General features: G+C 53.6%; 26 protein-coding genes and 2 tRNA genes. 10 read left to right on the top strand and 18 right to left on the bottom strand.

From position 1 onward, the window contains the following. Positions 1–76: 76 nt before the first annotated feature. A complete protein-coding gene (locus EL386_RS05580) occupies positions 77–451 on the bottom strand; it encodes a VOC family protein (RefSeq protein ID WP_126454246.1) in 375 nt (124 codons plus the stop codon). Positions 452–470: 19 nt separating this feature from the next. After that, positions 471–1,355 carry a DMT family transporter gene (locus tag EL386_RS05575; protein ID WP_172597629.1) on the bottom strand — a complete coding sequence of 295 codons (885 nt, stop codon included), beginning with the start codon at positions 1,353–1,355 and terminating at the stop codon, positions 471–473. Positions 1,356–1,452: 97 nt separating this feature from the next. Here EL386_RS05575 and dapC point away from each other — a divergent pair, with 97 nt between their 5' ends. The 4 genes from dapC to dapE all read left to right on the top strand — a co-directional run bounded on the left by dapC (position 1,453) and on the right by dapE (position 5,121). Beyond that, entirely contained in the window at positions 1,453–2,679 is a 1,227-nt protein-coding gene (gene dapC / locus EL386_RS05570; protein ID WP_126454243.1) for a succinyldiaminopimelate transaminase, read from the top strand. Between the two features lie 143 nt (positions 2,680–2,822). Continuing rightward, positions 2,823–3,644: a 2,3,4,5-tetrahydropyridine-2,6-dicarboxylate N-succinyltransferase gene (gene dapD, locus EL386_RS05565; RefSeq protein ID WP_126454241.1), complete on the top strand. Its 822-nt coding sequence runs from the start codon at positions 2,823–2,825 to the stop codon at positions 3,642–3,644. After that, on the top strand, positions 3,644–3,988 hold the full coding sequence (locus EL386_RS05560; RefSeq protein ID WP_126454239.1) for an ArsC family reductase: 345 nt from the start codon (positions 3,644–3,646) through the stop codon (positions 3,986–3,988). Before dapD ends, EL386_RS05560 begins: the two co-directional genes overlap by 1 nt. Beyond that, complete coding sequence (gene dapE / locus EL386_RS05555) at positions 3,988–5,121, top strand: succinyl-diaminopimelate desuccinylase (protein ID WP_126454237.1); 1,134 nt, start codon at positions 3,988–3,990, stop codon at positions 5,119–5,121. Before EL386_RS05560 ends, dapE begins: the two co-directional genes overlap by 1 nt. Positions 5,122–5,254: 133 nt before the next feature. Here dapE and EL386_RS05550 read toward each other — a convergent pair whose 3' ends face one another. After that, positions 5,255–6,484, bottom strand: coding sequence for a hypothetical protein (locus tag EL386_RS05550; RefSeq protein WP_126454235.1), 1,230 nt, complete (start codon positions 6,482–6,484; stop codon positions 5,255–5,257). Positions 6,485–6,847: 363 nt separating this feature from the next. On the opposite strand from EL386_RS05550, the gene EL386_RS05545 reads away from it, so the two are divergent. The 3 genes from EL386_RS05545 to EL386_RS05535 all read left to right on the top strand — a co-directional run bounded on the left by EL386_RS05545 (position 6,848) and on the right by EL386_RS05535 (position 10,030). Then, the gene (locus EL386_RS05545) at positions 6,848–7,657 is read left to right on the top strand and encodes a formate/nitrite transporter family protein (protein ID WP_126454233.1); all 810 of its coding nucleotides are present in this window, start codon (positions 6,848–6,850) and stop codon (positions 7,655–7,657) included. Positions 7,658–7,748: 91 nt separating this feature from the next. Beyond that, on the top strand, positions 7,749–8,192 hold the full coding sequence (gene cynS / locus EL386_RS05540) for a cyanase (RefSeq protein WP_126454231.1): 444 nt from the start codon (positions 7,749–7,751) through the stop codon (positions 8,190–8,192). 113 nt (positions 8,193–8,305) lie between these two features. Then, entirely contained in the window at positions 8,306–10,030 is a 1,725-nt protein-coding gene (locus EL386_RS05535; protein WP_126454229.1) for a bifunctional protein-serine/threonine kinase/phosphatase, read from the top strand. A gap of 194 nt (positions 10,031–10,224) precedes the next feature. Here the strand turns inward: EL386_RS05535 and EL386_RS05530 are convergent, their stop codons facing one another. The 5 genes from EL386_RS05530 to EL386_RS05510 form a co-directional block, all read right to left on the bottom strand. Continuing rightward, the gene (locus tag EL386_RS05530) at positions 10,225–10,908 is read right to left on the bottom strand and encodes an HTTM domain-containing protein (RefSeq protein ID WP_126454228.1); all 684 of its coding nucleotides are present in this window, start codon (positions 10,906–10,908) and stop codon (positions 10,225–10,227) included. Next, complete coding sequence (locus EL386_RS05525) at positions 10,905–11,345, bottom strand: hypothetical protein (RefSeq protein WP_197722154.1); 441 nt, start codon at positions 11,343–11,345, stop codon at positions 10,905–10,907. The genes EL386_RS05530 and EL386_RS05525 overlap by 4 nt, the downstream gene beginning before the upstream one ends. 69 nt (positions 11,346–11,414) lie before the next feature. Then, positions 11,415–11,822 (bottom strand): DCC1-like thiol-disulfide oxidoreductase family protein, encoded by a 408-nt coding sequence (locus EL386_RS05520; protein ID WP_126454224.1) that lies wholly within the window; start codon positions 11,820–11,822, stop codon positions 11,415–11,417. 41 nt (positions 11,823–11,863) lie between these two features. Next, positions 11,864–12,265, bottom strand: coding sequence for a VOC family protein (locus tag EL386_RS05515; protein ID WP_126454222.1), 402 nt, complete (start codon positions 12,263–12,265; stop codon positions 11,864–11,866). Positions 12,266–12,391: 126 nt separating this feature from the next. Then, positions 12,392–12,841 (bottom strand): hypothetical protein, encoded by a 450-nt coding sequence (locus EL386_RS05510; protein WP_126454220.1) that lies wholly within the window; start codon positions 12,839–12,841, stop codon positions 12,392–12,394. Between the two features lie 434 nt (positions 12,842–13,275). Between EL386_RS05510 and EL386_RS05505 the strand changes: the two genes are divergently transcribed. Continuing rightward, on the top strand, positions 13,276–13,971 hold the full coding sequence (locus EL386_RS05505; protein WP_126454218.1) for a phosphatase PAP2 family protein: 696 nt from the start codon (positions 13,276–13,278) through the stop codon (positions 13,969–13,971). Positions 13,972–14,013: 42 nt separating this feature from the next. Here EL386_RS05505 and EL386_RS05500 read toward each other — a convergent pair whose 3' ends face one another. The 6 genes from EL386_RS05500 to mrcB all read right to left on the bottom strand — a co-directional run bounded on the left by EL386_RS05500 (position 14,014) and on the right by mrcB (position 20,769). After that, positions 14,014–14,493: a DUF302 domain-containing protein gene (locus tag EL386_RS05500; protein WP_172597628.1), complete on the bottom strand. Its 480-nt coding sequence runs from the start codon at positions 14,491–14,493 to the stop codon at positions 14,014–14,016. A 172-nt stretch (positions 14,494–14,665) separates the two neighbouring features. Beyond that, the gene (gene tsaB, locus EL386_RS05495; RefSeq protein ID WP_126454214.1) at positions 14,666–15,352 is read right to left on the bottom strand and encodes a tRNA (adenosine(37)-N6)-threonylcarbamoyltransferase complex dimerization subunit type 1 TsaB; all 687 of its coding nucleotides are present in this window, start codon (positions 15,350–15,352) and stop codon (positions 14,666–14,668) included. A gap of 9 nt (positions 15,353–15,361) precedes the next feature. After that, on the bottom strand, positions 15,362–17,311 hold the full coding sequence (locus EL386_RS05490; protein ID WP_126454212.1) for a DNA repair helicase YoaA: 1,950 nt from the start codon (positions 17,309–17,311) through the stop codon (positions 15,362–15,364). Between the two features lie 21 nt (positions 17,312–17,332). Continuing rightward, a complete protein-coding gene (locus EL386_RS05485; RefSeq protein WP_126454210.1) occupies positions 17,333–17,869 on the bottom strand; it encodes a hypothetical protein in 537 nt (178 codons plus the stop codon). Between the two features lie 102 nt (positions 17,870–17,971). Further along, entirely contained in the window at positions 17,972–18,496 is a 525-nt protein-coding gene (locus EL386_RS05480; RefSeq protein WP_126454208.1) for a tetratricopeptide repeat protein, read from the bottom strand. A 5-nt stretch (positions 18,497–18,501) separates the two neighbouring features. Further along, positions 18,502–20,769, bottom strand: coding sequence for a penicillin-binding protein 1B (mrcB, locus tag EL386_RS05475; RefSeq protein ID WP_126454206.1), 2,268 nt, complete (start codon positions 20,767–20,769; stop codon positions 18,502–18,504). A 198-nt stretch (positions 20,770–20,967) separates the two neighbouring features. Between mrcB and EL386_RS05470 the strand changes: the two genes are divergently transcribed. Next, positions 20,968–21,456, top strand: a complete 489-nt coding sequence (locus tag EL386_RS05470; RefSeq protein WP_126454204.1) for a C40 family peptidase — start codon at positions 20,968–20,970, stop codon at positions 21,454–21,456. A 17-nt stretch (positions 21,457–21,473) separates the two neighbouring features. After that, positions 21,474–21,599, top strand: coding sequence for a hypothetical protein (locus EL386_RS15870; RefSeq protein ID WP_269471117.1), 126 nt, complete (start codon positions 21,474–21,476; stop codon positions 21,597–21,599). A 51-nt stretch (positions 21,600–21,650) separates the two neighbouring features. Here the strand turns inward: EL386_RS15870 and EL386_RS05465 are convergent, their stop codons facing one another. From EL386_RS05465 to EL386_RS05450, 4 genes are all read right to left on the bottom strand, one after another. After that, positions 21,651–22,907, bottom strand: coding sequence for a methyl-accepting chemotaxis protein (locus EL386_RS05465; protein ID WP_126454202.1), 1,257 nt, complete (start codon positions 22,905–22,907; stop codon positions 21,651–21,653). Between the two features lie 508 nt (positions 22,908–23,415). Further along, positions 23,416–23,491 (bottom strand) — tRNA-Glu (locus EL386_RS05460). Positions 23,492–23,521: 30 nt separating this feature from the next. Next, positions 23,522–23,597 (bottom strand) — tRNA-Ala (locus EL386_RS05455). A gap of 125 nt (positions 23,598–23,722) precedes the next feature. Continuing rightward, the gene (locus EL386_RS05450; RefSeq protein WP_126454200.1) at positions 23,723–25,411 is read right to left on the bottom strand and encodes a glutamine--tRNA ligase/YqeY domain fusion protein; all 1,689 of its coding nucleotides are present in this window, start codon (positions 25,409–25,411) and stop codon (positions 23,723–23,725) included. Between the last annotated feature and the right edge of the window lie 2 nt (positions 25,412–25,413).

The following is a 25,413-nucleotide window of genomic DNA, read 5'->3' as shown; positions in this document are numbered from 1 at the left end:
AGAAGCTGTATCGGACTTCTGGCTAAAAACCTTAGCATTAGTCTAGGGAATTCCATAGCAACATCCATATCATTGCCTATATCTGGATAAATTCAAGGGTATTACCATCCGGATCACGACAAAACAAGGCCTTACGCCCTGACCGACTCAGGGTAAAGACTAAACCGGCCTCTGTCAGGGCATTCCTGATGCTTGACAAGTCACTGATATTAAAAGCAATATGCCGATCCCTGCCGCCGTGCTGTGGTCGCCCCGTCACCGGATCGGGGTTTGCCAATTCAAGCAGGTGTATCTGCTGGCCTTCGTCGAGCTGCAACCAGGCACCGGGATAACCCAACTCCGGGCGATGCGGACACACCTCCAGCCCCAGCACGTCACAGTAAAACCTCAGAGACTGCCCCGTATCGGCGACAATAAAGCTAACATGCTGTATTTTAATATTATATGTCATATTTCACAGGCATAATGAGTCATATTTCACAGCTTTCGGCACGCCGCGCCGCCAGGTAACCCGCCAGTACAATCAGCCCGCCCCCCAGCCATTCATGCAATAAGACCGGTTCATCCGCCAAAAGTTGTGCCGAGACGGCCCCGGCCACGAGTTCAAACAATAGAATCACTGCGGAACGCTGGATCGGCAGGTGCGTGACCCCGTATTGCACCGTCAGGGTCATGACCACAATACCGCCAAGCCCCAGCAGGCCTCCCCACAGGTATACCTCGTTACTCACAGCAGCCAGGTCTGTCTCGCCCAACCACAACCAGACCCCGGCGAGCACGACCACGCCCCACCAGGAGACGTTGGCCTTGCAGCCCGGCGGGATGGCCTGACCATGACGCACCGCGACATTCAGGGCTGCGAAGCTCATACCCGCCGTCAGGGCATACCAGTCTGCCGCCGATTGTGGCCACAGGCTGCCTGTCTCGGGTTGCCAGAGCATGAAAAGGGCTCCGCTCATGGCGACAACAAGCGTCACAGCGCCATTCAGGCCGATGCGTTCACACAGAAACCAGCGCCCCAGCAATACCGCCCACAATGGCGAGAGGAAAAACAACAGCAACACACGCACCACATGGCCATCGAGCACGGCGAGGATAAAGGCGATATTGGTCCAGCCACTAAAGACCATGATCAGCAACAAGGTCAGGCGCTGCTCAGCCCAGGCCCGACCCAGCCCTTTCAGCCACGGCAGCCCTATCAACGATGCGGCCAGGAACATGACCAGGCTCGTTGTCAGCCCATCCAGGCCCTGCCCCTCGAGCAGGCGCAACGGATACCAGATAACTCCCCATAGGGTGGAGGAGATCAACAGGGCGACGACCGCCAGCGAGTGGGTTTGTGAGTTGGATGCCATAGGCCAATGACTTATACTACACGCCGTAAATTCAATAACATAAACTGCCTTACCATACCCTATAATCACGACGACTGTCATATCAGGCTTTCCCTGCATGAACCCGAATCTCGACCGACTCCAGCCCTACCCGTTCGAAAAGCTTGCCACATTGAAGGCAGGGGTCACGCCTGCCACCGATAAGGCGCACATTGCGCTATCGATCGGTGAGCCGAAACACTCGACACCGTCGTTCATTAGCGAGGCCATTATCAGCCACCTGCACACGCTCGCGAACTACCCGCTGACGCGCGGCAGCGATGAACTTCGTGAGGCCATCGTTGGCTGGTTGAATCGTCGCTTCGAACTGGCCGATGGTCTGCTCGATGCCGCCCGCCACGTGCTGCCCGTCAATGGCACCCGCGAGGCCCTGTTTGCCTTTGCCCAGGCCGTGGTGACACCTGGCGAGTCTGTGCGCGTGATGATGCCGAACCCCTTTTATCAGATCTATGAAGGCGCGGCCCTGCTCGCCGGGGCGACCCCGTATTTTTTGAACACCACGGTCGAGACAAACTTCCTGCCCGACTTTGATGCCGTCAGCGAGGCAGACTGGGATGACTGCCAGCTGCTGTATTTATGCAGCCCCGGCAACCCGACCGGCGCCGTCGCCGATGTCGCGACACTCGCCAGGCTGCTTGAGCTCGCCGACAAGCACGACTTCATCATCGCCTCGGACGAGTGTTACGCCGAGATCTATTTTGATGAGGCGCAGCCACCGCTCGGCCTGCTGCAGGTCGCTGCGCAACTTGGCCGCGCAGACTTCTCGCGCTGCATCGTGTTTCATAGCCTGTCGAAGCGCTCCAACGCGCCGGGCCTGCGCAGCGGATTTGTCGCCGGGGATGAACAGATCATCCAGCAGTTTCTCAAGTATCGCACCTACCACGGCTGCGCCATGCCACCAGCCACCCAGGCCGCCAGCATCGCGGCCTGGGATGATGAGGCCCACGTCAAACACAACCGTGCACTGTATCGCGAGAAGTTTGCCGCGGTGCTGGAAATCCTCAGCCCGGTGCTCGATGTAACAATGCCCGATGCGGCCTTTTACCTCTGGGCAAGAACGCCAGATAGCCACAGCGACACCGAATTTACCCGTGGCCTGTTCGAAACCCAGAACGTCACCGTGCTACCGGGCAGTTTCCTCTCGCGCGATACGGAGACAGGCAACCCCGGTGCCGGTTACGTGCGCATGGCGCTGGTCGCGCCGCTCGATGAGTGCCTCGATGCGGCAAAACGCATCCGCAGCTATATTGAATCCTGCTTAGCCGTCATCCCGGCAAGGTTTTAACCGGGATCCAGTAACCACTTTATGGATTCCGGCCAAGAGCACGCCGGAATGACGAAAGAAAGCACTTGATATGAACCCATTTACAGCCCTGCAACGTATGCCGGGCATGTTAGAATACAACGCAAATTTTGACGGAGAAGAACATGAGCGACATCCAGAACATCATCACCGAGGCCTTTGAACGCCGCGCCGACATCACCCCACGCAGCGTCGAGACGCACGTTAAAGAGGCCGTGATGGAGGCCATCCACCTGCTCGACTCGGGTGAAGCCCGCGTCGCGGAAAAGAAAGGCGGCGACTGGGTCGTCAACGACTGGCTGAAAAAGGCCGTGCTGTTATCGTTCCGCATCGAAGACAACGACTTCATGAAGGGCGGCTTCACCAACTATTACGACAAGGTACCGTCCAAGTACGCCGACTACAACTCACGCGACTTCCGCGAGTCCGGCGTGCGTGTCGTGCCACCGGCCACCGCCCGTCGCGGTTCCTACATCGCCCCGAGCACCGTGCTCATGCCCTCTTACGTCAACATCGGCGCCTACGTCGACAGCGGCACCATGGTCGATACCTGGGCCACGGTCGGTTCCTGTGCGCAGATCGGCAAAAACGTGCATCTGTCCGGAGGTGTCGGCATCGGTGGCGTCCTCGAGCCGGTACAGGCCGCGCCCACCATCATTGAAGACAACTGTTTTATCGGCGCCCGCTCCGAGGTCGTAGAAGGTGTCATTGTCGAAGAGGGTTCCGTGATCTCGATGGGCGTCTACATCGGCCAGAGCACCAAGATCTTCAACCGCGCCACCGGTGAGGTCAGCTACGGTCGCATCCCGGCCGGCTCCGTGGTCGTTTCCGGTAACCTGCCTTCTAAAGACGGCAGCTACAGCCTGTACTGCGCCGTGATCGTCAAGCAGGTCGATGAAAAGACCCGCGGCAAGGTCGGCATTAACGAGTTGCTGCGCGACATTTAATGACAACCGTCTACGGCATCCCGAATTGCGATACCGTGCGCAAGGCCCGCAAGTGGCTCGATGCGCAGGGTATCGCCTTCGACTTCCATGACTTTCGTAAAGATGGCCTGGATCAGAAACAACTCAAGGCCTGGGTCAAGGAACTCGGCTGGGAGGTGTTGCTGAACAAACGCGGCACTACCTGGCGTAAACTACCTGATGCCAAAAAAGATAACATTGATGAAAAAAAGGCCATCGCCATCATGCTCGCCGAACCGGCCATCATCAAACGCCCGGTATTAGATACGGGCAAGCAACGCCATGTCGGCTTTAGCGAAGCCATGTATAAGGAACTGTTTAGCTGATGTCACACTCAGACACCCTCGAACTGGCCATTGACCTGGTCTCCCGCGACTCGGTCACTCCGGAAGACAAAGGCTGCCAGCAGGTCATGATCGCCCGCCTTGAGGCCATCGGCTTCAAGGTCGAGCGCCTGCACTTCGAGGATGTCGATAACTTCTGGGCCCGTCGTGGCGACAGCGCCCCGCTGCTCGGTCTGGCAGGCCACACCGACGTCGTACCGACCGGCCCGCTCGACAACTGGCACAGCCACCCCTTCAAACCGGAGATCCGTGACGGCCACCTGTTTGCCCGTGGTGCCGCCGACATGAAGGGCAGCCTCGCCGCCATGGTCACCGCCTGTGAACGCTTTGTCGCCAATCACCCAAATCACAAGGGCTCGATCGCCTTTTTGATCACGAGTGATGAAGAAGGCCCAAGTATCAACGGCACCGTCAAGGTCATAGAAACGCTTGAAGCTAGAAATGAAAAAATGGATTACTGCATCGTCGGTGAACCGACCGCGACGAACCAGATCGGTGATGTGATCAAGAACGGCCGCCGTGGCTCATTGAATGCGACCCTGACCGTGCACGGCAGCCAGGGGCATGTCGCCTACCCGCAACTGGCCGCCAACCCGGTACACCTTGCCGCCGCCGCATTAGCAGAACTGACCAGCGAACACTGGGACGATGGTAACGAGTTCTTCCCGCCAACCAGTTTCCAGGTCTCGAACATCCATGCCGGTACCGGTGTGACCAATGTCATCCCCGGTGACCTCGAGGTCGTGTTCAACTTCCGCTTCTCCACCGAGCAGACCGAGACCTCCTTACGCGAACGCGTCGAGGCGATCCTGAAAAAGCATGAACTGGATTACACAATTGAATGGACACTCTCTGGCAACCCGTTTTTGACCGCCGCCGGCGCGCTGGTCGATGCCACGCGTGAAAGTATCAAGGAAGTCATCGGCATCGACACGGAACTCTCCACCACCGGCGGCACCTCCGATGGCCGCTTCATCGCCCCGACCGGTACACAAGTGCTCGAGTTCGGTCCGCGCAATGCGACGATTCATAAAGTGAATGAGTGTGTGAGTGTTGAGGATCTGGATACGCTGTCAGCGTGTTATGAACGGATTCTGGAAAAGCTGCTTGGTTAATAGAAAATCAGACCGTATTTACGAGATTCAATATTAACAACCAGGCGACCGGAATGAAGGGGATTCATTCCGGAAATATTTGATGAGATGCCTTGCTGGTTCTAAGTTCTCCCTGGCAACTATTTTTAATTTATTATCTAACCGCTTTAAAATACACATCATCCCAATACACGGAAAACCTTCCCGGCCCGGCAATCGACTGGATTAGCTCAATATGCACACTATGGGTGTCTGTGGGGGCAACCAGGCCTTTCACCTTCAAATGCTGCCAGCCATCCACATCTTTATTTATATCCGCCGATTTACCATCCGTTTTTGAACGGCCCGTGCAATTTTCTTTTGCATTCCAGCTTACCCTGATTCGTCCCCCACCCATCTGGGTCGACAATTCATCTTTTTTGACACTCGCGCCAAGCTCAAACGTCATGTTGCGACCAATATTCACACATTGATCGAGCGCACCCGCTCCAAAGCCACTCTCCTTTGTTTCAAAGCTGACTTTTGCCGAACCAGGGGATGTATTACCGACAAGTGACCAACCTGCCTTCCAGCCACGCCAGGAAGACATGTCTTTATCAAACTCGCCATTCCTGACATAGTTTTCATTGAGTGCCAGGGTATATTCAGGGTTCGGCTGCTTGGGTTCGTTATCAGATTGTTCAAGTATTTCACTCGCCGCGAATGAAATATTATCCCAGTAACCTTTATAACCTCGGGAATAACGTCCATTTTGAACCAGGGTTATCTTTGCCGCCCGGGCCTTGAATGCAGGCGTCAAGCTACGTCCAATGAGACTTTGCCAGCCGTATTCATTTTTTGGCGCGATAAACCAGCCATATTGACCTCCCGTGGTGCAATCGGTAGATTCATACCAGATAACATTTGCCCTATTGGCGACGCCTGCTTTTTCAGCGTGCTTACCCGTAAGAACCTGTTCTACTTTAAATTGTGCCTTTAATTGAAATTTATCACCCGGCCCTAATAGCACGCACTGCTCTACGGTTGTTTCGTGGATATATTTATCCTCAGGGGGGATCTCGGCCTGAATAACCAATGCACCGCCAAGCAGAACCCCCTGGTTAGGCTCCCAGCTAGCTCCAACAGGTACCTTCCAATCAACCAGCTTATTAGAAAACATTGAATTTTTAAGCAGGTTTTTGCCCAGCGGGCTTGCATAATCTGTATAGCGTTTGGCAGTGCTGATTTTATCTGCATTACCAGTAATGCGGGGGTTATTTTCTGCACCCCAAATATCCTGGCACATGCCATCTTTAGGAATGGTTTGATCCGGGCACTGGAATGTTTCGGCATGAATTGGCGCAGAGAAAAGAACCAAGCTCATCTGGAAAACGATGTACTTCATGTAATGACACGCCCCTCTGCCCTTTACGCTCAAGAGTGTCGCCGCCGCAACCCAAAATCAAGCACTTTCCTTATGATTACTACGGAAGCTCGAGTCCAGCATTAGCATTTTCTTATGCAGACCTTTTACTTAATATGCCCTGCACCAATTTGATAACACACCGCACTAACATGGTGCCAAACCCCCGCCTCCAGTTTGAAAAAAACATCACAACTAATATAAATCATTATTATAACAATAAGTTAGATACTGCCACCTAATGTGGCATCACTATTGCAATCTCCTCACCAGTATACGAATACGTATAAAAATAGCTCGTAAATGATGCACGCGCATTAATCTTGATATTAGAGAGGAAGTAATATGTCTTACTTAGAACCTACAGAGTTTGTCACCAAGATGGTGGACGCGGGAGAATCCAAAGTTTATATGTCGACAAAGGACACGTTGATTCGTGCTTTTATGGCCGGTGCGACGTTAGGACTTGCCGCTGTATTTGCTATCACCGTTGCGGTTAAAACCGGCTCGCCTCTAACGGGTGCGATCCTTTTCCCGGTTGGGTTCATTATGCTGTATTTAATGAAATTTGACCTGCTTACCGGAGTATTTACCTTGGTACCGCTCGCCCTCTTTGATAAAAGACCGGGCGTCACCGTTAGCCAGGTATTTCGAAACTGGGGACTCGTCTTTCTCGGCAATTTTGCCGGCGCACTGACCGTCGCCTTCATGATGTCGTTTATCCTGACGTATGGATACAACACTGATGGCGGAGCGCTTGCCGCAAAAGTAGGCAGCATTGGTGAATCCAGAACTCTGGGTTATAAATCACATGGCCTCGAAGGGTGGATTACGATTTTCATCCGCGGCATGTTATGTAACTGGATGGTTTCTATGGGTGTTGTCGGTGCCATGATCTCAAGCTCTGCAAGTGGCAAGATAATGGCGATGTGGATGCCGGTGATGCTGTTCTTCTTTATGGGCTTTGAGCACTCAATTGTTAATATGTTTTTATTCCCATTCTCTATGATTATGGGTGGTGGATTTACGATCTCTGACTATTTCATCTGGAATGAAATCCCGACTGTTTTGGGCAACCTGGCGGGTGGTTTACTTTTTGTAGGACTTCCGCTGTATTACACTCACGTAAAAACAAGTCCAAACCGTTCTGTATAAAATTAATCAATATTAAAACAATAAACTTCAGTCACTTAATTGGTGGCTGAGGTTTTTTAACAATTCGTATTAATTTATAAAGGAGCTCACCATGACTCGCAACGAAGTTACCGAACTGGTTATCACGCAAAAATTACGTAAACAACTCACCTGGCCGCAACTGGCGGAATCCATTGGGCTGAGCAAGGAATGGACAACTGCCGCCCTGCTCGGGCAGATGACACTTAACGCCGAACAGGCGGCGACCATCGGGGGCATGCTGGAATTACCCGCCGAAGCGATTGAACAACTACAGGTCGTTCCTTATAAAGGCTCGCTGCCTACCGCCATTCCGACCGACCCGCTGATTTACCGTTTTTACGAACTGGTCAACGTCTATGGCACCACCTTTAAAGAGCTGATCCACGAAGAGTTCGGTGACGGTATTATGAGCGCCATCGATTTCAATATGGATCTTAAGCGTGAAGCTGATCCCAATGGCGACCGCGTTAATATCACGATGAGCGGCAAGTTTCTTCCTTACAAGAGTTACTGAGATATTTTTTTCGCAAATTAAAGTAAAACACTCCGCTTCGCCTTATACTACGGTATGAAACCAACCGGGCCTCAGCCAGTCATGCTGGCTGAGGCGCTTTAGGCATAAAATATATGTCCAGTCGATTAAAAATATCCGTAGGACAACACTCTGACAAGGGTCGCAAGGAAATCAATCAGGATTTTCATGGTGTTTATATACCCAAAGACCCCCTTTTGACCTCAAAAGGCATTGCCATTGCCCTGGCTGACGGGATCAGTAGTAGTGATGTCAGTCAAATTGCCAGCGAAGCCGCTGTAAAAGGTTTTTTAGAAGATTATTTTAGCACCTCAGAAACCTGGTCGGTCAGGAAGTCTGCACAGTGTGTACTGATGGCCACCAACTCCTGGCTGCATTCACAAACCCAGCAGAGCCTGCATCGTTACGATAAAGACAGGGGCTATGTCTGTACCTTGAGCGCCATCGTTATCAAATCGACAACCGCGCATATTCTTCATATCGGTGATTCACGGGTCTACCGACTACGCGGTGATATCTTAGAGCCGTTAACCGAAGACCATCGACACTGGATTTCGTCGGATAAAAGCTACCTCAGCCGGGCCCTGGGCATTAATCAGCAACTTGAGATTGATTATCAGGCACTGCCGATAGACAAGGGCGATATATTCTTGCTGGTCACTGATGGGGTGTATGAATATGCCGATTCGACCTTCATCATCAAGGCCATCAATGAGAATGAAGCTGATCTGGATGCGGCGGCGAAGGTTATCGTGGCCGGGGCCTACGAGAAAGGCAGCACGGACAACCTCACTACACAAATTATTAGAGTCGATGATTTGCCCAAGCAGGATGCCAATGAGATTTTTCAGCAATTAACCGAACTACCCTTTCCACCGATATTAGAAGCAAGATCAAGCTTTGATGGCTACCAGATTATCCGCGAGGTACATGCCAGCAGTCGCAGTCATATTTACCTGGCGGTTGATACGGAAACAGACAGCCAGGTCATCATAAAAACCCCCTCCATTGACCTTCGGGATGACCCGGCCTATCTCGAACGTTTTTTAATGGAAGAATGGATCGCCCGGCGCATAAACAGTGCGCATGTACTAAAACCCTGTGCACAGACCCGACAACGTAACTATTTCTACATCGTCACCGAATTTATTGATGGCCAGACATTAACGCAGTGGATGATAGACCATCCGAAACCCGATGTTGAAACCGCGCGTGGAATCATTGAACAAATTGCCCGAGGCCTGTTCGCCTTTCACCGCATGGAAATGCTGCATCAGGACCTGAGGCCGGAAAACATCATGATCGACAGCACCGGCACGGTGAAGATCATCGACTTTGGTTCAACCCGGGTCGCCGGCCTGATGGAAATCACCAGCCCCATCGAACAAAACAACATTCTCGGCACGGCCCAATATACCGCCCCGGAATATTTTCTCGGCGAGCCCGGCACACCGCGCTCAGATATGTTTTCACTCGCGGTGATTGCCTATCAAATGTTATCCGGCAGGCTGCCCTATGGCGCTCACGCAGCAAGAGCGCGAACAAAGGCCGCACAAAGAAAATTAGCCTATAACTCGGTACTCGATGACGAACGCGAGATCCCCGCTTGGTTCGACGAGACACTGAGAAAGGCCGTGCATCCGGATCCCTACAAACGTTACGAAGAACTATCCGAGTTCCTGTTTGACCTGCGCCATCCGAATAAAGAATTCCTAAACAGGACACGCCCACCATTAATGGAACGTAATCCAGTGCTTTTCTGGAAAGGCGTCTCATTTATCCTGACAGCCATCATTGCAATACTGTTGATTAATAAGTAATACGATGCAGCGTAAGTCGTGATGTTAACCCACCGTCATAATAAATAGAGACAACTCAGACATGGAGAAAATAAGCCTCTAACCCGTTACTATGATTGATATTCTATGATTGCTTATTGCTGCATACAACCTGCAAGAAAAACAAAAGTGCCCTTAGGCAGGATTTCCAGGATGCTAGTTGCCCGGCCTCCAGCTTATTGAAAAATGCGTTGTTGAAACCAGAGTATTGATGGATAGGCGGCGATCCATATCCAGAAAAAACGATTCAGGCCAAACAGGCAGGCGTTTGCAAAATGGAAGCCACTGGCAAGGATTAGTGCGATGCCCAGACTGGTTGTTGAGAGCAGCGAAAGGGGAAAGAGTAATTCAAACAGCATCACGCCCCAGGACATGGAAAAAAGCAAGCGTGGTGATGTTGACCACTGTCGTATGGATTCACTCACAGGGTAGGCCGAGAATTGGAAGACATCGCACAAGGCACGGCCACTGCGCCACTCCGGGTTCACCACCTTTACCCACCCTGAAATAAAATACGACAAGACCAGTTGTAAGGCGAGATAACCAAAGGCCATCTCCTGCCAGAGTGGTGTGGGGGCAACGTACACCAGGCATAGGCAACACAGTATCAGCAAGCTCATGCGATCGGCACCGCCATTATAGGGGCCCTGGAAACGTTGCAGAATCGCTAAACCCAGCAGTAGCAATAAAACTGCCACCCAGGCTGTCTGGAAGCCGATAATGAGCAATACGGCCAGCAGCAGACGCGGGATAAACAGGCGACGTTCGCCAGCCTGTGCCATGAGGTGCTCGATACTCTGCTGGGCAAAGGCAAAGCCCATCAATATTTCCGTCAGGCGGATGGCCATATCGAGACTCACGCTGCCTCCCGTACCGGTAATGGCTGGATACGTGAATGGAAAGCAACCTCTTCTTGCAACTGTGAGCCTTGTCGCCGCACCCGTAACAGGCGAAATTGCAGATGTGTTGCCGCCTTCACCTCGTCATGCGCGCCCCTGGCCATGACCTCTTGTATAATACGGTTTAATATTTCATCTTCACTGTGCCGCATTGGGTATTCCATGAGGCGTTCAGCACAACTGACCATAAACAGTGATTCATTCCATTGCGGATTCCAGAACATGCGCCCCAGCATGTGCAGGAATGATAGCTGTGCCGGGCGCGGGCGAAATTCATGCCATTCACGCGGCGTTTCATCTTCCGCACCCAGCAGCGTGAACTGGACACGTGGTGAGGGCGCGATAACATCAAAGAAGCGCCAGGAAGGCAATAAGGCAGGTAGCAACAGTTTAAGCATGTGCAACATAGCCGAGAATAATGCGCTTAATCGTGGCCAGGCCGCAATGACATGCAAGCCGTTGTATTACTAAAATTTATCATCCCCGTCCACTTGCAGATTGTTGATCTTTGTCCGGCCGAGCAACTTTAATAATACATTTCTAAACAATCTAAGCACGGGATAAAGTGTCTTAGATACGGCCTTGGAACGAAACAGCCAATAATTCAGCCGGTTAAATAACCCGGAAGGGCTGCCTATAAGAGACAACATGTGGATGGCATCTGCACCGTAATAGAGGGCGTCGCCCATTTTCAGAACCATGCCCTGATCAATATCCAATCCATACGCCGTTATTTCATCCATGATTTCACCCGGCTCCCGGGCATCAACCAGTTTTAATTCACCTGCGGCCTCACGTATCCGCAGCCGCTGGCAATAATTATTGCATACAGGGCACTCTTTATCATAAACCAATAATATTTCTTTATCCGGCATGCTGTTTTAGTGTCTTAGAATGACCGTTTTCAATTCCCCCATCAACAACCAGGCCATGTAAATTCCACCCTAATCCCACTTGGTTCATAGCAGATCATATGTTTTGCCGGCCCTTCCCCTATCAATTCGGGAGAAAACTCTATTTTCACATCATTCTTCACCAGCTTGTCATAAACTCTGCTTAGATCAGATTCGCTCTCAACCGCAAACGCAACATGGTGCAAGCCAATATTGCTATTCTTATCAAACGCTGCAGGAGGTTGTTCTTGGTTTTTCCAGAGCGTAACCATGATACTACCGTCACTTACAAATATAGCTGGGTATTCATTATTTCTTTTCACTTCCTTCCAGCCAAGAAGTGAGGTGAAAAATGCTGCGCTTTCTTCAAGCTTCGATACGGTAAGGCCTATGTGGTGAGTGCCTTTAGTCATTGCCTTTGTCATATTTATCCTCGGACATGACGGTGCTTTAGACGGATTTTTGTCTATTGCATTTGGGTTTTTATATTGATTTGCCTTAATCCTGGCAGGCGCAGGATTGGCTTGCGATCGATTCTTTGCAAATCTTTTTTATTTTACCGCATCCAGATGCTTCTCAATATCTATTATGAATGCTGTGTAAACCGCCTCATTCATAAAGTGCGCCAGTTCCTTGCAGGCACTGCTGGCAATATCGACATGTATTCTCGCCTTGCGCTCGTCACCCTGCTTGGCATACCTGATCGCCGCATGAATATTTTCCCAGGTACTGTGCTGCAGCTTTTCTTCAATACCAGATGGAAACCTGGCCACGTTACTTTTTTCCTTGAAATACCTGGATAATTCTCCGACATTCTCTTTATTAATCATATGTACTTCGACGTTCATATGTTCTTCGGCTATGTGCGGCTTAGCCGTCATGTTTTTCAAAATTGAATAATCCAGGATATGGGGCGATTCAGTGTCGCCAGCGGGATTGTCACGGATCCCATTAACACACTCCAGCAATGGCGACTTGATATCGGTTGCATAGGATTTCATGCTATAACTGCTCTGCTTGTGATAGCTATTCATCCGCCGATGTAATCTTCTCAGCGTAAGCCTGCAATAGAGCTTCTCTATTGCCTGAATGAGTGCACTATAGAATATGATGCGTGTCATGGCGGTGCCCGAGCCTATGAATTCAAATGATCAACCCTGCCGCAAAGAAAGACATGAGCCCTTCCCTCCCCAATGCCCGTTAAGGATGTGGCTGCATCAACTTAAGATCAAGCACTTTCTATACTGGCGCCATAAAGAATTACTGCCTTATTAGCATTTTCTTATGCGGCCCTGTGCCGCGCATCCCTCACCCATTACCCGACTATTTCCTTCAGGTTTACTTAAGGTTACAGCCGGTGGCGCCTGCTATGATCCCCCTCCAGAGTGACACCATAGCCGGCCATATCTGCATTTAGTAGCGAATACCCGTTTCAATGAAACAGAAAGAATTAATCCTGTATCTGCTCGTTCCCGTTTTCGTGCTCCTGATCGCGATCGCTGCACAATATTCGGGATTCGACCTGTGGCTGGAGCATTTCTTTTACAACACTGAGACACATAGCTGGCCCTACAAGTCATTATTTTTCACCCGCGTGGTCCTGCATACCTGGGCGAAGTACCTCGTGGTGGGATTTGCACTCCTCAATCTTGCAGCGATAGTGGCCGCCCTATTTGTCGAACGGTTAAGACCATACCTGAAATATCTGGTGTATATATTTATTGCTGCGGTGAGCGGCCCCCTCCTCGTGGGTTTCCTCAAAGACACGACACATATCTATGTGCCATGGGACCTGAGCATATTCGGCGGAGACAAACCGCATGTTCGGCTCTTTGACAGCGTGGTCCGCAACGCCCCGGTAGGACACGGCTTCCCCGGTGGCCACTCCAGTGGCGGGTTCGCCTATTTAAGCCTGTATTTCATCCTGTTAATGCAAAACAAAAGCTATAAATATTACGGGCTGCTAGTGCCGATAGCACTGGGGGGCATTTTTGCCCTCGACCAGGAGATCCGCGGCGCACACTTCCTCAGTCATGACCTCCTATCGTTCGTGATTTGCTGGAGCCTCGCACTGCTCTGGGCAATCCTATTCTTTCCCGGATATTTTTCAGGAAAACTCAAGAAAGTGTAGATAAACGGGATAAATGATGCAGATTGATGCGCCCTCATCAATTCACTTCAACCCTTCGTTAATCGCCTCAATAACCCCCCGCGTCAGTTCCCCTGCGATCTTCTCCGCCTTCGTTCCCCGTGCCACCCTGTCCGGCCTTATGAACAAGACCCTGGTCACCCCGTCCTTATGCGTCATGGTGAGGCTTAGCGGGCAGAGGGCGAGCATGTCCGGGTCGGCATTTGAGACCTGGTTCGCATACCAGCCGTTACAGAACACCATGCTCTTGATGCGTTCGAGTTTGTTCTGGTTGTAGTCCTTGCCCCAGCGTTCGGCAAAACCAGAGAGATTTGCACCAATATCGGGCTCAAAGACGACGAAAAACCTGTTTTGCTCTAGCGCCTTATAGACTTTTGTATAGGTCGTTTCGAAATCGGCCTTTACCTCGGCGGTAAAGACACTGCCTGACCCGGCCAGACAGACCTGGCTTGCACCCATCAGGCCCCATAACGAAAAAATTACTATGAGAAAAAGTTTCTTCATTGTCTTCACCATCCCTTTTGACATTTCCTGGATTAAATTTTTTTATAAAAAAACTTGCACTGTATAAAGATTCGTCTATTCTTGGTCTTGTTCGTGGAGGACATCCCGCATCAGCATCGGAGTGTTTCACACTCCACCGCTGATGCGGTACTTCACAACTCTCACTACTACCCTATCTCTGATCTTTTTTCTTCTTCGCGACGTTATCACGTATATACACCGGCAGGGCCTGTTCGGCACTTACGGCCTCACCACGGCTAAAGGCGCTTGCCGCCAGTCGCGCAATATCCTGCGCCTGCGGGAAGACATCACCCCGATAGTCGATGCAATGCGCGCCGCTATGCCGACTGAGTTCGGCCTCGTAAGCGGCCCAGCCGCTGCCGATACCTACCCAGCCTTGCCCTGCAGGCAATAGGGTATTCGCTGCGGCACAAACCTGCTCCTCACCCACTAGCATCACTCCGGACTCATTGCATTCATAACAGCCCCAGTACACCTCGTGGATGCGTGCATCGATCGCGGCCATGAGCTTTTCATGGCCATGCTCTCGCCATGCACCGTAAGAAAGCGCGGCGAGCGAGGAAACGGGGACCACGGGCAGTGCATTGGCCCAGGCCATGCCCTGGATGACACCGGCGGCAATGCGCAGGCCGGTAAAGGCCCCCGGGCCACGGCCAAAGGCGAGGCTATCGAGTGCCTTAAGCCCCACGCCCGCCTCGGCCAATAGCTCTGCACACATGCCCAGGATCAACTCGGCATGTTGTCGCGGGGCGAGCGCATAGCGCTGTGTACAGACACCATCAAGATACAAGGCGGCAGAACAGGCCTCGGTGGCGGTATCTATGGCGAGGATCTTCATAGGCGGTGCTTAGCTCTCGGTCTCGGCCTGCTTTGAGGCATAGTGTGCATAAAAGGCCTCGACCTCGGCAAGTTTTCGTGTGCGTTTCATCGCTGGCAGGCTCCTGATAAACAACTTGCCATAGGGTTTGCTGATAAGCCTCGGGTCACAGAGCATGAGCACACCATAGTCATCAACATCGCGGATCAAACGCCCGGCGCCCTGCTTCAGGGCGATCACCGCGGTGGGTAACTGGTAATCCATAAAGGGGTTACCCCCGGCGGCACGCATGGCCGTGATACGTGCCTGCAAGACCGGGTCATCCGGACTGGCAAACGGTAGCTTGTCGATGATCACGCAGGTCAGGGCCTCGCCACGCACGTCGATGCCCTCCCAGAAGCTGCCGGTGCCGAGCAGGATGGCATGACCGTGTTCGCGAAACTGGCGCAACAGGTCACTGCGCGAAACCGTGCCCTGTACGAGTAAGGGGTAATCCAGCCCGGCTTGTTGAAGCCGGGCCTGCAGCAGGTCGACCGCCTCGCGCAGGGCGCGGTGACTGGTAAACAGCATAAAGGCCCGCCCCTGGCTCGCCCTGAGCACGGGTAAGGCGGCCTCGACCACCGCGGCGGTATAACCACGGCTATTCGGCTCAGGCAGGCCCTCCGGCACATAGACCTCGGCCTGGTTGGGAAAGTCAAACGGGCTGTCCCAGCATTTGGTCTCGGCCCCTTCCAGTCCCATGCGCCGGGCAAAGTGATCAAAGCTGTTAGCCACGGCCAGGGTCGCGGAACTGAACACCCAGGCGGCGTGGCTCTCTTGCATGTGACCGCGGAAGGTATCGGCCACGTCCATCGGTGTCAGGTGCAGGCTGAAGCCACGGCGGAAGGTCTCAAACCACTGGATGAAGGTGTCGTCGGCCTCGCCGGTGACTTGTGGCAACAATTCAATAAAGGCCTGGGTGCGACGCAGGCACTTCTCGATACCACGGCCCCGCTCGGCATGCGGCTCGAGCACGTCTTCCAGTGTGCCGAGCGTCGTCGCCAGTTCAGCGACGGCCTGACTGATTGCCTCGCGGCCTTGCATGGCCTGCCAGGGACTACGTTGTGGGGCCTCGCCAAAGGCCAGCCGCAGGTCGGCAACGGCCTTTTGCATGGCCTCGGCCGCGGCGGCAATCGCCTTGGCCTCACCGGCCTCTTTCAGTTGTTCGCTGATGGTGTCGCTGGCCAGTTCGTTGAGTTGTCGGCTGCTCAGACGCAGACCAAAGAACTGTGTCGCCGCCTCGGGGAGCTGATGCGCCTCATCAATGATAAAGGCGTGCGCACCGGGCAGGATCTCGCCAAAGCCGTCACCACGCAGGGCCATGTCGGCGAGTAACAGATGGTGGTTGACCACCAGCACGTCGGCCTGTTGGGCGCGTCGGCGTGCCTTGATCATATAACAGTCATTAAACGCAGGACATTCCTGGCCCAGGCAGTTCTCGGCATTGGCGGTAACGTGCGACCAGATGCCGGCATCCTCGGGCAGCACGCTGCACTCGGCGATATCACCGCTATGAGTTTGTACCTGCCAGTCACGGACCTGTTGCCATTGTCGTGCCAGGTCACGTCTGCGACGTGTCTTGTCCGCGGCGATCTCCAACCGGTACAGACACAGGTAGTTGGCGCGGCCCTTTAACAAGGCGACATCGACCGGCATCTGCAAGGCAGCGCGCACGGTGGGGATATCACGATGAAAGAGCTGGTCCTGCAGGGTCTTGGTGCCGGTGGAAATAATGACCTTCTTGCCCGACATGAGTGCCGGCACCAGGTAGGCAAAGGTCTTGCCGGTGCCGGTGCCGGCCTCGGTGATCAGACGGCCGCCCTGCATAATGGCCGCATCAACGGCAGCGGCCATCTGCTGCTGTTCTTCACGCGGGGCAAAGTTTTCGATGTGGCGGGCGAGTGCGCCATCGGCGCCGAGTTGTTCGGCTGGGCTTAACATGCGATGTAATAATTTAGGCGTTTAGCCTTCGGCCTTGCCTTTGGATGGGCTTGGGGATTGATCGGCGGACTGGTTGTCCCAGGGTGCATCAGTTTCATTACCATTCTCGCGCGTCCAGGCCAGGCGGCCGATGGCGATAAACTTGGCCACTGACATGGCACCACGCTTGCCCGGCTTGCTGTCCTGCATGGCCTCGTTGATGGCCTCGCGATCGACTTCGTGTATCTCGGTGGCTTCGTAGTTCTCGTCCATGATAACCAGCACCACAATATCCCAGTCCTGGTCCATTTTGAGCTGGCCGACGCGGTGACCGGAACGCTTGTCATCGGCGATCACGCGCGCCTTGATCTGCACACGCTTGCCCTCACGTTCACCCGTGCCCATGGCATCATAGCCGCTGACGCGTGGCTTGCAGAGCTCGAGACCCAACAGGTTCACGGCATCAAACTCGGCGATCTCATTACTGATCCCGGCAAGCGGCTTGCCCATGGTGCGGCGATAATCGGCCGCCAGGATGCGCGCCTGGCTAATCAGTTTGTCGACCGCGAAAATGGACAAGGTGGTTATCCCTTTCCTTATATATGGAACCAATACGGCAATTTTACCGCGTTTCTACCTGCTGCGTGAGATTATTACACTAACAACTTGAAAAGTCTGCCTTTAGCGGCTCAGTTCCGTGACCCGTAGCCAGGCGCGTTGCGCCGCCGCCTGGTTGCCCTGCGCCTGGTGACTCTGGGCAATGATGCGCCAGTTCTGGGCCTGCAGACGTTTGTCGCCGGTAGCCAGGCTATTCGATTTGGCGGCCAGGTTCCTCGCCATCTCAAAACGGCGTTGCTGCAGGCGGACTTCGGCCAGGCTTTGCCATAATCCCGCATCACGTGGTGCGATACGCAGGGCCCGCTCCAGGGTCGAGACGGCCGTCGGGTACTGCCCACTGTGCAACTGTTGGCGGGCGTCGTCATGCAGACGCGCCAGTGCCGAATGCGGGGCCTTGTCCGGCCGGGCCGATTCACCCGGTTCGGCGGGCGGCGGCACAATGCGATAACTGCTCACGGCACCATGGTCACGTTCTTCCACCGGCACATCGACAGGGGCCTCAAGCGGCGTGTCGAGGCTGCCACAGGCCGACAACCACAGTGGCACAAACAGGGTCACGATGAACTTCAATAATTTATTCTCGTACATAGTCACTATTTTCCAAAAATTCCAAACACCCCACGCAGGGTATCGGCGAATCCGCCACCGGCACAATCCGCATAACTCGTCGGCGCGGTACCCTTAATAAAAGGAATACGCACGGTCTGCTCACAGCCTTCGTTACCCAGCAGGCCGCTGGCCCGGTCTATCCACAGGGTCTCGATACTTTCCGGTGCCACCTGCCACAACGCCTGGGTCCTGATGCCCTTCATCATATCCGCCCAGGCCAGCATCGCCCCACTGGCCCCGGTCAGTCCGGCACTCTTGTTATCATCCATGCCCATCCAGACCACGGCCATGTGCGCGCCGCTAAACCCGGCAAACCAGCTATCGCGTAAATCATCCGTGGTACCGGTCTTGCCGGCCACGACCAGCCCGGCCGGCAGGCGTGACATCAACCCGGCCGCCGTGCCCTCTTCGACCACGGCACGCAGACCATGGTTCAGCAGGTAGACATCGGCAGGCTTGAAGGCCTGCTTGACGGTCAGTGGGTAACGCTGCAAAGGCTTACCCTTTGCATCGAGGACTTCACGAATACTCCGCAGCGGCGAATAAAAACCACCCGCGGCAAACACCTGATACATCTGTGCAACCTCTACCGGGCTCAGGGCCACCGTACCCAGAGGCAGTGACGGATAGCGGTGCACCTCACGAAATATCCCCAGGCGCTTGAGATTGGCGGCAATGGTGTCCAGACCCACCACCTGGCCTAATCGCACCGTAGACACATTATAAGAATGCACCAGCGCATCCTGTAACAATACCTTGCCGTGATAGAGCTTATCGTAGTTGGCCGGTTGCCACTGCTCGCCGTTTTGCTCCGTCATCAGCAGATACGAGTCATCCAGCAGGCTGGCGAGGGTAAACTTGTCATGTTGTTCAAGCGCACTCAGGTACACCGCCGGCTTCATTAATGAGCCTATCGGCCGTACCGCATCAAGTGCGCGGTTAAAACCGCTGGCCCGTGGCGCACGGTCGCCGACGACGGCCAGCACCTCACCGTTATCGATCGCGGTTATGATGGCGGCCCCTTGCAGGGCACTTTTCGGCAAGCGACGTTGCTCTTCCAGTGCCTGGATGCGGCGCGTCAGGGCGCGCTCCGCCTGCCACTGAACGTTCGGGTCAAAACTGGTAAAGATTTGCAGCCCCTCTGAACGCAGGTCTTCATCACGGTAGTCTCTACGTAACTGTCGCTTGACCAGCTCCAGGTAGGCCGGGTAATCATTGGTCGTGGTACGTGGTTTGGGGATCACCACCAGCTTGCTGCGTACGGCCTTGTTATAGGCCGTGTTATCGATAAAACCCTGCTCCTGCATCAGCGACAATACCAGGTTACGCCGTTCGCGGGCTCGCTGCGGGTGGCGGCGCGGGTCGTAATAGGAAGGCCCCTTGACGATGGCGACTAACAAGGCCATTTGCGGCAGATCGAGTTCGCTGATATGGCGACCAAAATAATAACGACTCGCCAGTCCAAAACCATGAATGCCGCGCTGACCACTCTGGCCGAGATAGACCTCGTTCAGGTAGGCCTCGAGTATTTCATCCTTGTCGTAGTGCCACTCCACTAACAGGGACATGAGGGCCTCATTAAGCTTTCGACTGAGACTACGCTCCTGACTGAGGAAAAAGTTTTTCACCAGTTGCTGGGTAAGGGTACTGCCGCCCTGCACGGTATGCCCGGCACGCAGGTTGGCCCACATGGCGCGGGCGATCGCGCGTGGGGCGATACCGTGGTGCTGGTAAAAATCACGGTCCTCGACAGACAACAATGACTTTATCAATAACGATGGCACCTCATCCAGCTGCACCAACAGGCGGTCTTCGTTGTGGCGGGGGTAAATACCGCCCATTAACACTGGCTCCAGGCGCACGATATCCAGTACCGCGCCACTGTCTTGTTCGTGCAGACTAACCAGTTGCTGTCCCTCAAAACGCAGGCTCAACCGGCGGGAGGGTTCGCTACCGTCCCAGAAATCAAAACTGCGCGTGATCAGGCTGAGTGTATTGTCTGTCTGCCGGTAACTACCCGGGTGCTCAGGGCGGCTGCGGGGTTGATAACCCACCGCCTTTAATTCACGTACCAGCTCCTTACTGCTCAGCGACTGACCACTATACAATTCCAGCGGCCGGGCATAGACACGCGCCGGTAATTCCCAGCGCTTACCCTCGAATTGCTGACGGATGGTGAAATCGAGATACAGGGTGTAACCCAGTCCCCCCAGCAGCAACAGGCCGAATGCCCGCCATAGCAGCCCCCTCATTCGTAAGAAACCCTTATGTTTTGCTGGTTTACGTTTTTGACGGGATTTGGATTTTTGCCGGGGCACGGACAGTTCGTACTCTTTATATATAGGAGGCCCGCATTATAGCATCCCTGCCCCGGTAATTTTTGTGTGCCACGACGCAGCCCCAGGCTTGCCACCACAGGTTCAGCACCTATACTCGAACAGAGGCCCGCTATGACCCCATGGATACCCAAAAATCTCCTCTGCCTGTGTCTTTGCCTGCTGCTGACAGCCTGCGCCGGCCAGGCCCCGCTACCAGAGCGTGAACCGGCTGACCGCCACTATCCGGGGTCTGCCGCACAGGATTTGATACGCCTGAGTCGTGAACAGCTCGGCGCCCCCTACCGATATGGCGGAAACTCCCCCACGAGGGGCTTTGATTGCAGTGGCCTGGTGCAATACGTCCATGCCCGCAGTGGCCTGTCCGTGCCCCGCACCACCACGGCGCAATTCCGGCGCAGCCGTGCCGTGCCCCTGCACGCCATTCGCCCCGGCGACCTGCTGTTCTTCCGCATTGACGATGAAAAACCCAGCCATGTCGGCATCTATACCGGCAAGGGCCGTTTTATCCATGCCCCTTCCTCGGGCAAGGCGGTCAGGCGAACGCGCCTGAATAATCCTTACTGGCGATCACGCCTGTTGGGAGCTGGGCGCTTTATTTAAGTTCTTGGCCGCCGAGCATGCGCAAAGTGACTGCCAATATTTATTGGCCCTTTGTGTCATTACCCTTAAACTTTTCCGGAGAAGTGGCCGTGATGGACTACGCTGATGAAACCATGCTTACTAAATACCTGGAACGCCAGTGAACCCGAATTTCAGTCCACGGCTCCAGTATTCATACGGCCCGTTTTTATCTTTTAGTGCTCACAACCCTCAATAGACCCCAGGCCGTCCAGCATAGTTTGTAACTCCATTGCCAAGCGGTTCAGGCGTTCACTGGTCTCCGTTGTACGCATGGCCCCGTTGGCCGTTTCATCTGCTACCTGCGAGATATTATTAATATTCTGGTTAATCTCTTCGGCCACCGCGGTTTGCTGTTTGGAGGCATCGGCAATCTGTGCATTCATATTATTGATAACACCGATGGCCCCGGCGATCTCAGCCAACGATTCAGCGGCAGCCTCTGACTGTGAAGAACCTTCTTCGCCCAGTTTACGCGCCGCACTCATCACCTTCACCGCATCACGGGCACCTGACTGCAAACGCTCGATCATGCTTTGAATTTCTTCAGTAGATTGCTGTGTCTTACCCGCCAATGCCCGCACTTCATCGGCCACCACTGCAAAACCCCGACCCTGCTCACCCGCACGGGCGGCCTCGATTGCCGCATTCAGCGCCAATAAATTGGTTTGTTCGGCAATACCCTTGATCACATCGAGAACCATACCAATCTTATCGCTCTCGGTTTCCAGTTGGCCAATCACGCCCGCAGCACGTTCAACCTCGCTGACCAGATTGTCCATACCACACATTGCATTAACGGTGATTTCGGCACTATGTTTGGCGGCAACATTTGCCTCCGCAGCAGTGCTGGCAGCCTCATCGGCATTTCGTGCCACCTCCTGTACCGTAGCGGCCATTTCATTCATGGCCGTGGCCACTTGCTCACTCTCCGATTGCTGTGAAGTCATTGCCTGACTGGTCTCCCCCGTTACGCTGGAAAGTTCCTGTACTGCGCTGGCCAGCTGTTCAGAGGAAGAACGCACTTGTTGCAAAATATCATGGAACTCACCCGTCATGCGGTTAAAGACCGCCGCCATCGTTGCCACTTCATCATCACCTTTGACTTCGGCGCGTAAGGAAAGATCACGTTGTTCACAGACCTGCTTCATTACCGCCGCAAGTTCACCAATCGGTTTGAGGCCACGATAGATAAGAAAAACCAGACCGCAAAGAAGGATGGTTAACACCACGCTAATCACCAGCATAAACAAGCGGGTATCCCCCGCCGCCGTCTGGAGTTCAGCAAGTGTGGCCGAACCCGAGCCAGCAGCCACTGCCAACAGATGTGATACCGCGTAGCGGTGCATAGCATACATAATGACCATTGATAACAACGTCACCACTGCCAGCAGCAATAATTTTCCTGTTAGATGAAGTTTTGTTAATTTCATAGACTATCGGCTCTTCGCATAATTCGATAATTTCCCATTCGTATTAGTTTTATCGGCATTTACCTGACGAACTTTACTGCTTTTCAATTATATATCCCCAAATAATACGTATTGGTATGTCACATAAGTCTTTGTAAACATAAAAAATATTAATGGTATTTTGGAAGAGCGGCAGCCCGATAAGCATATTATGGAAGTAAACACTGAATAATACAGGCTTTTTTCGTAATCATGGTTCTCAATGCCCAATAATAAAAAAGCCCGCTAAGAAGCGGGCTTTAATATACGCCATCCCCTAGGGGGTTATTCGCGGCTTACTGCCGCTCACCCTTCGGGCCGGCGTCGCAATGCTCCGCTATGATGCACAGGATGTACAAATGCCGTGCGTTTATGGATGAACAGGAGCGGCACAATTCGCTCTGCGAATTAGTCGGACCGCTAATATATATAGGGTTCGAAACCCCCAGGGCCGAAATAAAAAAGCCCGCTAGAAGCGGGCTTTAATATATGGCGTCCCCTAGGGGTTTCGAACCCCTGTTGCCGGGATGAAAACCCGGTGTCCTAGGCCTCTAGACGAAGGGGACAGGTAAAACCGTCGTCTTGCAGTATCTGTCTGGTGGAGCTAGGCGGGATCGAACCGCCGACCTCTTGCATGCCATGCAAGCGCTCTCCCAGCTGAGCTATAGCCCCGAAAACAGAGCGCGCACTTTAATAGAGTATCGTAGCCGTGTCAACGGCCGACCGGCAATATCCGTTAAATTAACTAAAACAGGGGCTTAAACCACTTTGCTGCGCTTTTTTTAAGCTCCAAACAGTTATGCTTCCTGGCCAATTTTTCCCCAGGTATCACGCAGCGTCACGGTACGGTTGAAAACCGGCCTGGCATCGGCCGTTTGCGTCCCGTCCTTGCAGAAATAGCCTTCACGCTCAAACTGGAAGCGCTCACCAACCCCGGCCTCGCCGAGTGCCCTTTCCAGCCGGCAACCCGTCAGGGTGCGTAACGAGTCCGGATTGAGGTGTTCACGAAAATCGCCCGCCTTGTCGGCATCCGGGCTGGGGTGGGTAAACAGGCGGTCATAGAGACGCACCTCGGCCTCTACGGCATGTGCAGCAGAGACCCAGTGGATGACACCCTTGACCTTGCGTCCCTCCGGATTGGCACCGAGGGTGGCGGCGTCATGGCTGCAGCGCAGCTCAATAACTTCACCATTGGCATCCTTGATGACCTCGTCGCAGCGGATCACATAACTGTTCCGCAGACGGACCTCACCACCGGCGACCAGGCGCTTGAACTTCTTGTTCGGTGCGACTTCCATAAAGTCATCACGGTCGATATAGACCTCACGGCTGAACGGGATCATTCTTGTGCCGAAGGAATCATCCTGCGGATGGTTGGCAGCCTCAATTTCTTCAACCTGCCCCTCCGGGTAATTCTCGATGACAAGCTTCAGCGGGTGCAGGACGGCCATGCGCCGGGCGGCCGTGCTGTTCAGGTCATCACGGATACAACTTTCCAATACACCCATCTCGACGGTATTGTCCGACTTGGTAATGCCGATTCGGTCACAGAAGGTACGGATCGACAGCGGCGTAAAGCCACGACGACGCAGGCCGGCAATGGTCGGCATACGTGGGTCATCCCAACCCTCAACCAGGCCTTCTTCAACCAGTGTGGTCAGCTTGCGCTTGCTCATCACCGTGTATTGCAGATTGAGACGTGAAAATTCTATCTGCTGTGGGTGACAGGCAATGGAGATATTATCCAACAGCCAGTCATACAGGGGCCGGTGGTCTTCAAACTCGAGTGTGCACAAAGAATGGGTAATGCCTTCAATCGCATCAGAGATCGGGTGTGTGAAGTCATACATCGGATAGATACACCAGGCCTCACCAGTTTGATGGTGCACCACACCGTGACGAATACGGTATAAGGTCGGGTCGCGCATATTCATATTCGGCGAGGCCATATCGATCCTGGCACGTAATACATAGGCACCGTCCGCAAACTCCCCGGCACGCATGCGCGTAAACAGGTCGAGGTTTTCTTCAACACTGCGCGAACGCCCAGGGCTGTCTTTGCCCGGTTCGGTGAGGCTGCCACGGTACTCACGTACCTGTTCGGCATCGAGATCACAGATATAGGCCTTGCCGGCCTTAATCAGTTCCACGGCGTAGTCATGCAGTTGTTCAAAATAATCCGAAGCGAAGTAACGGCGATCGCCCCATTCGTAACCGAGCCAGCGCACGTCGTGCTGGATAGACTCAACAAACTCGACATTCTCTTTATGCGGGTTGGTATCATCAAAACGCAGGTTGCAGGTGCCGTGATAATCTTCAGCGATACCAAAATTCAGGCAGATCGACTTGGCATGGCCAATGTGCAGATAACCGTTTGGCTCTGGTGGAAAGCGTGTTGCCACGCGACCGTCGTTTTTGTTCGCTGCCCTGTCGGCGTCGATGATGTGACGAATAAAGTTACTCGGCTTTTTTTCTTCTGTGCTCATAT

It is taken from the genome of Sulfuriflexus mobilis, assembly GCF_003967195.1.
GTDB classification, from domain to species: Bacteria; Pseudomonadota; Gammaproteobacteria; order AKS1; family AKS1; genus Sulfuriflexus; species Sulfuriflexus mobilis.
The sequence above is the reverse complement of the archived record's forward strand: the minus strand, read 5'-3'. Positions and strand labels throughout refer to the sequence as shown.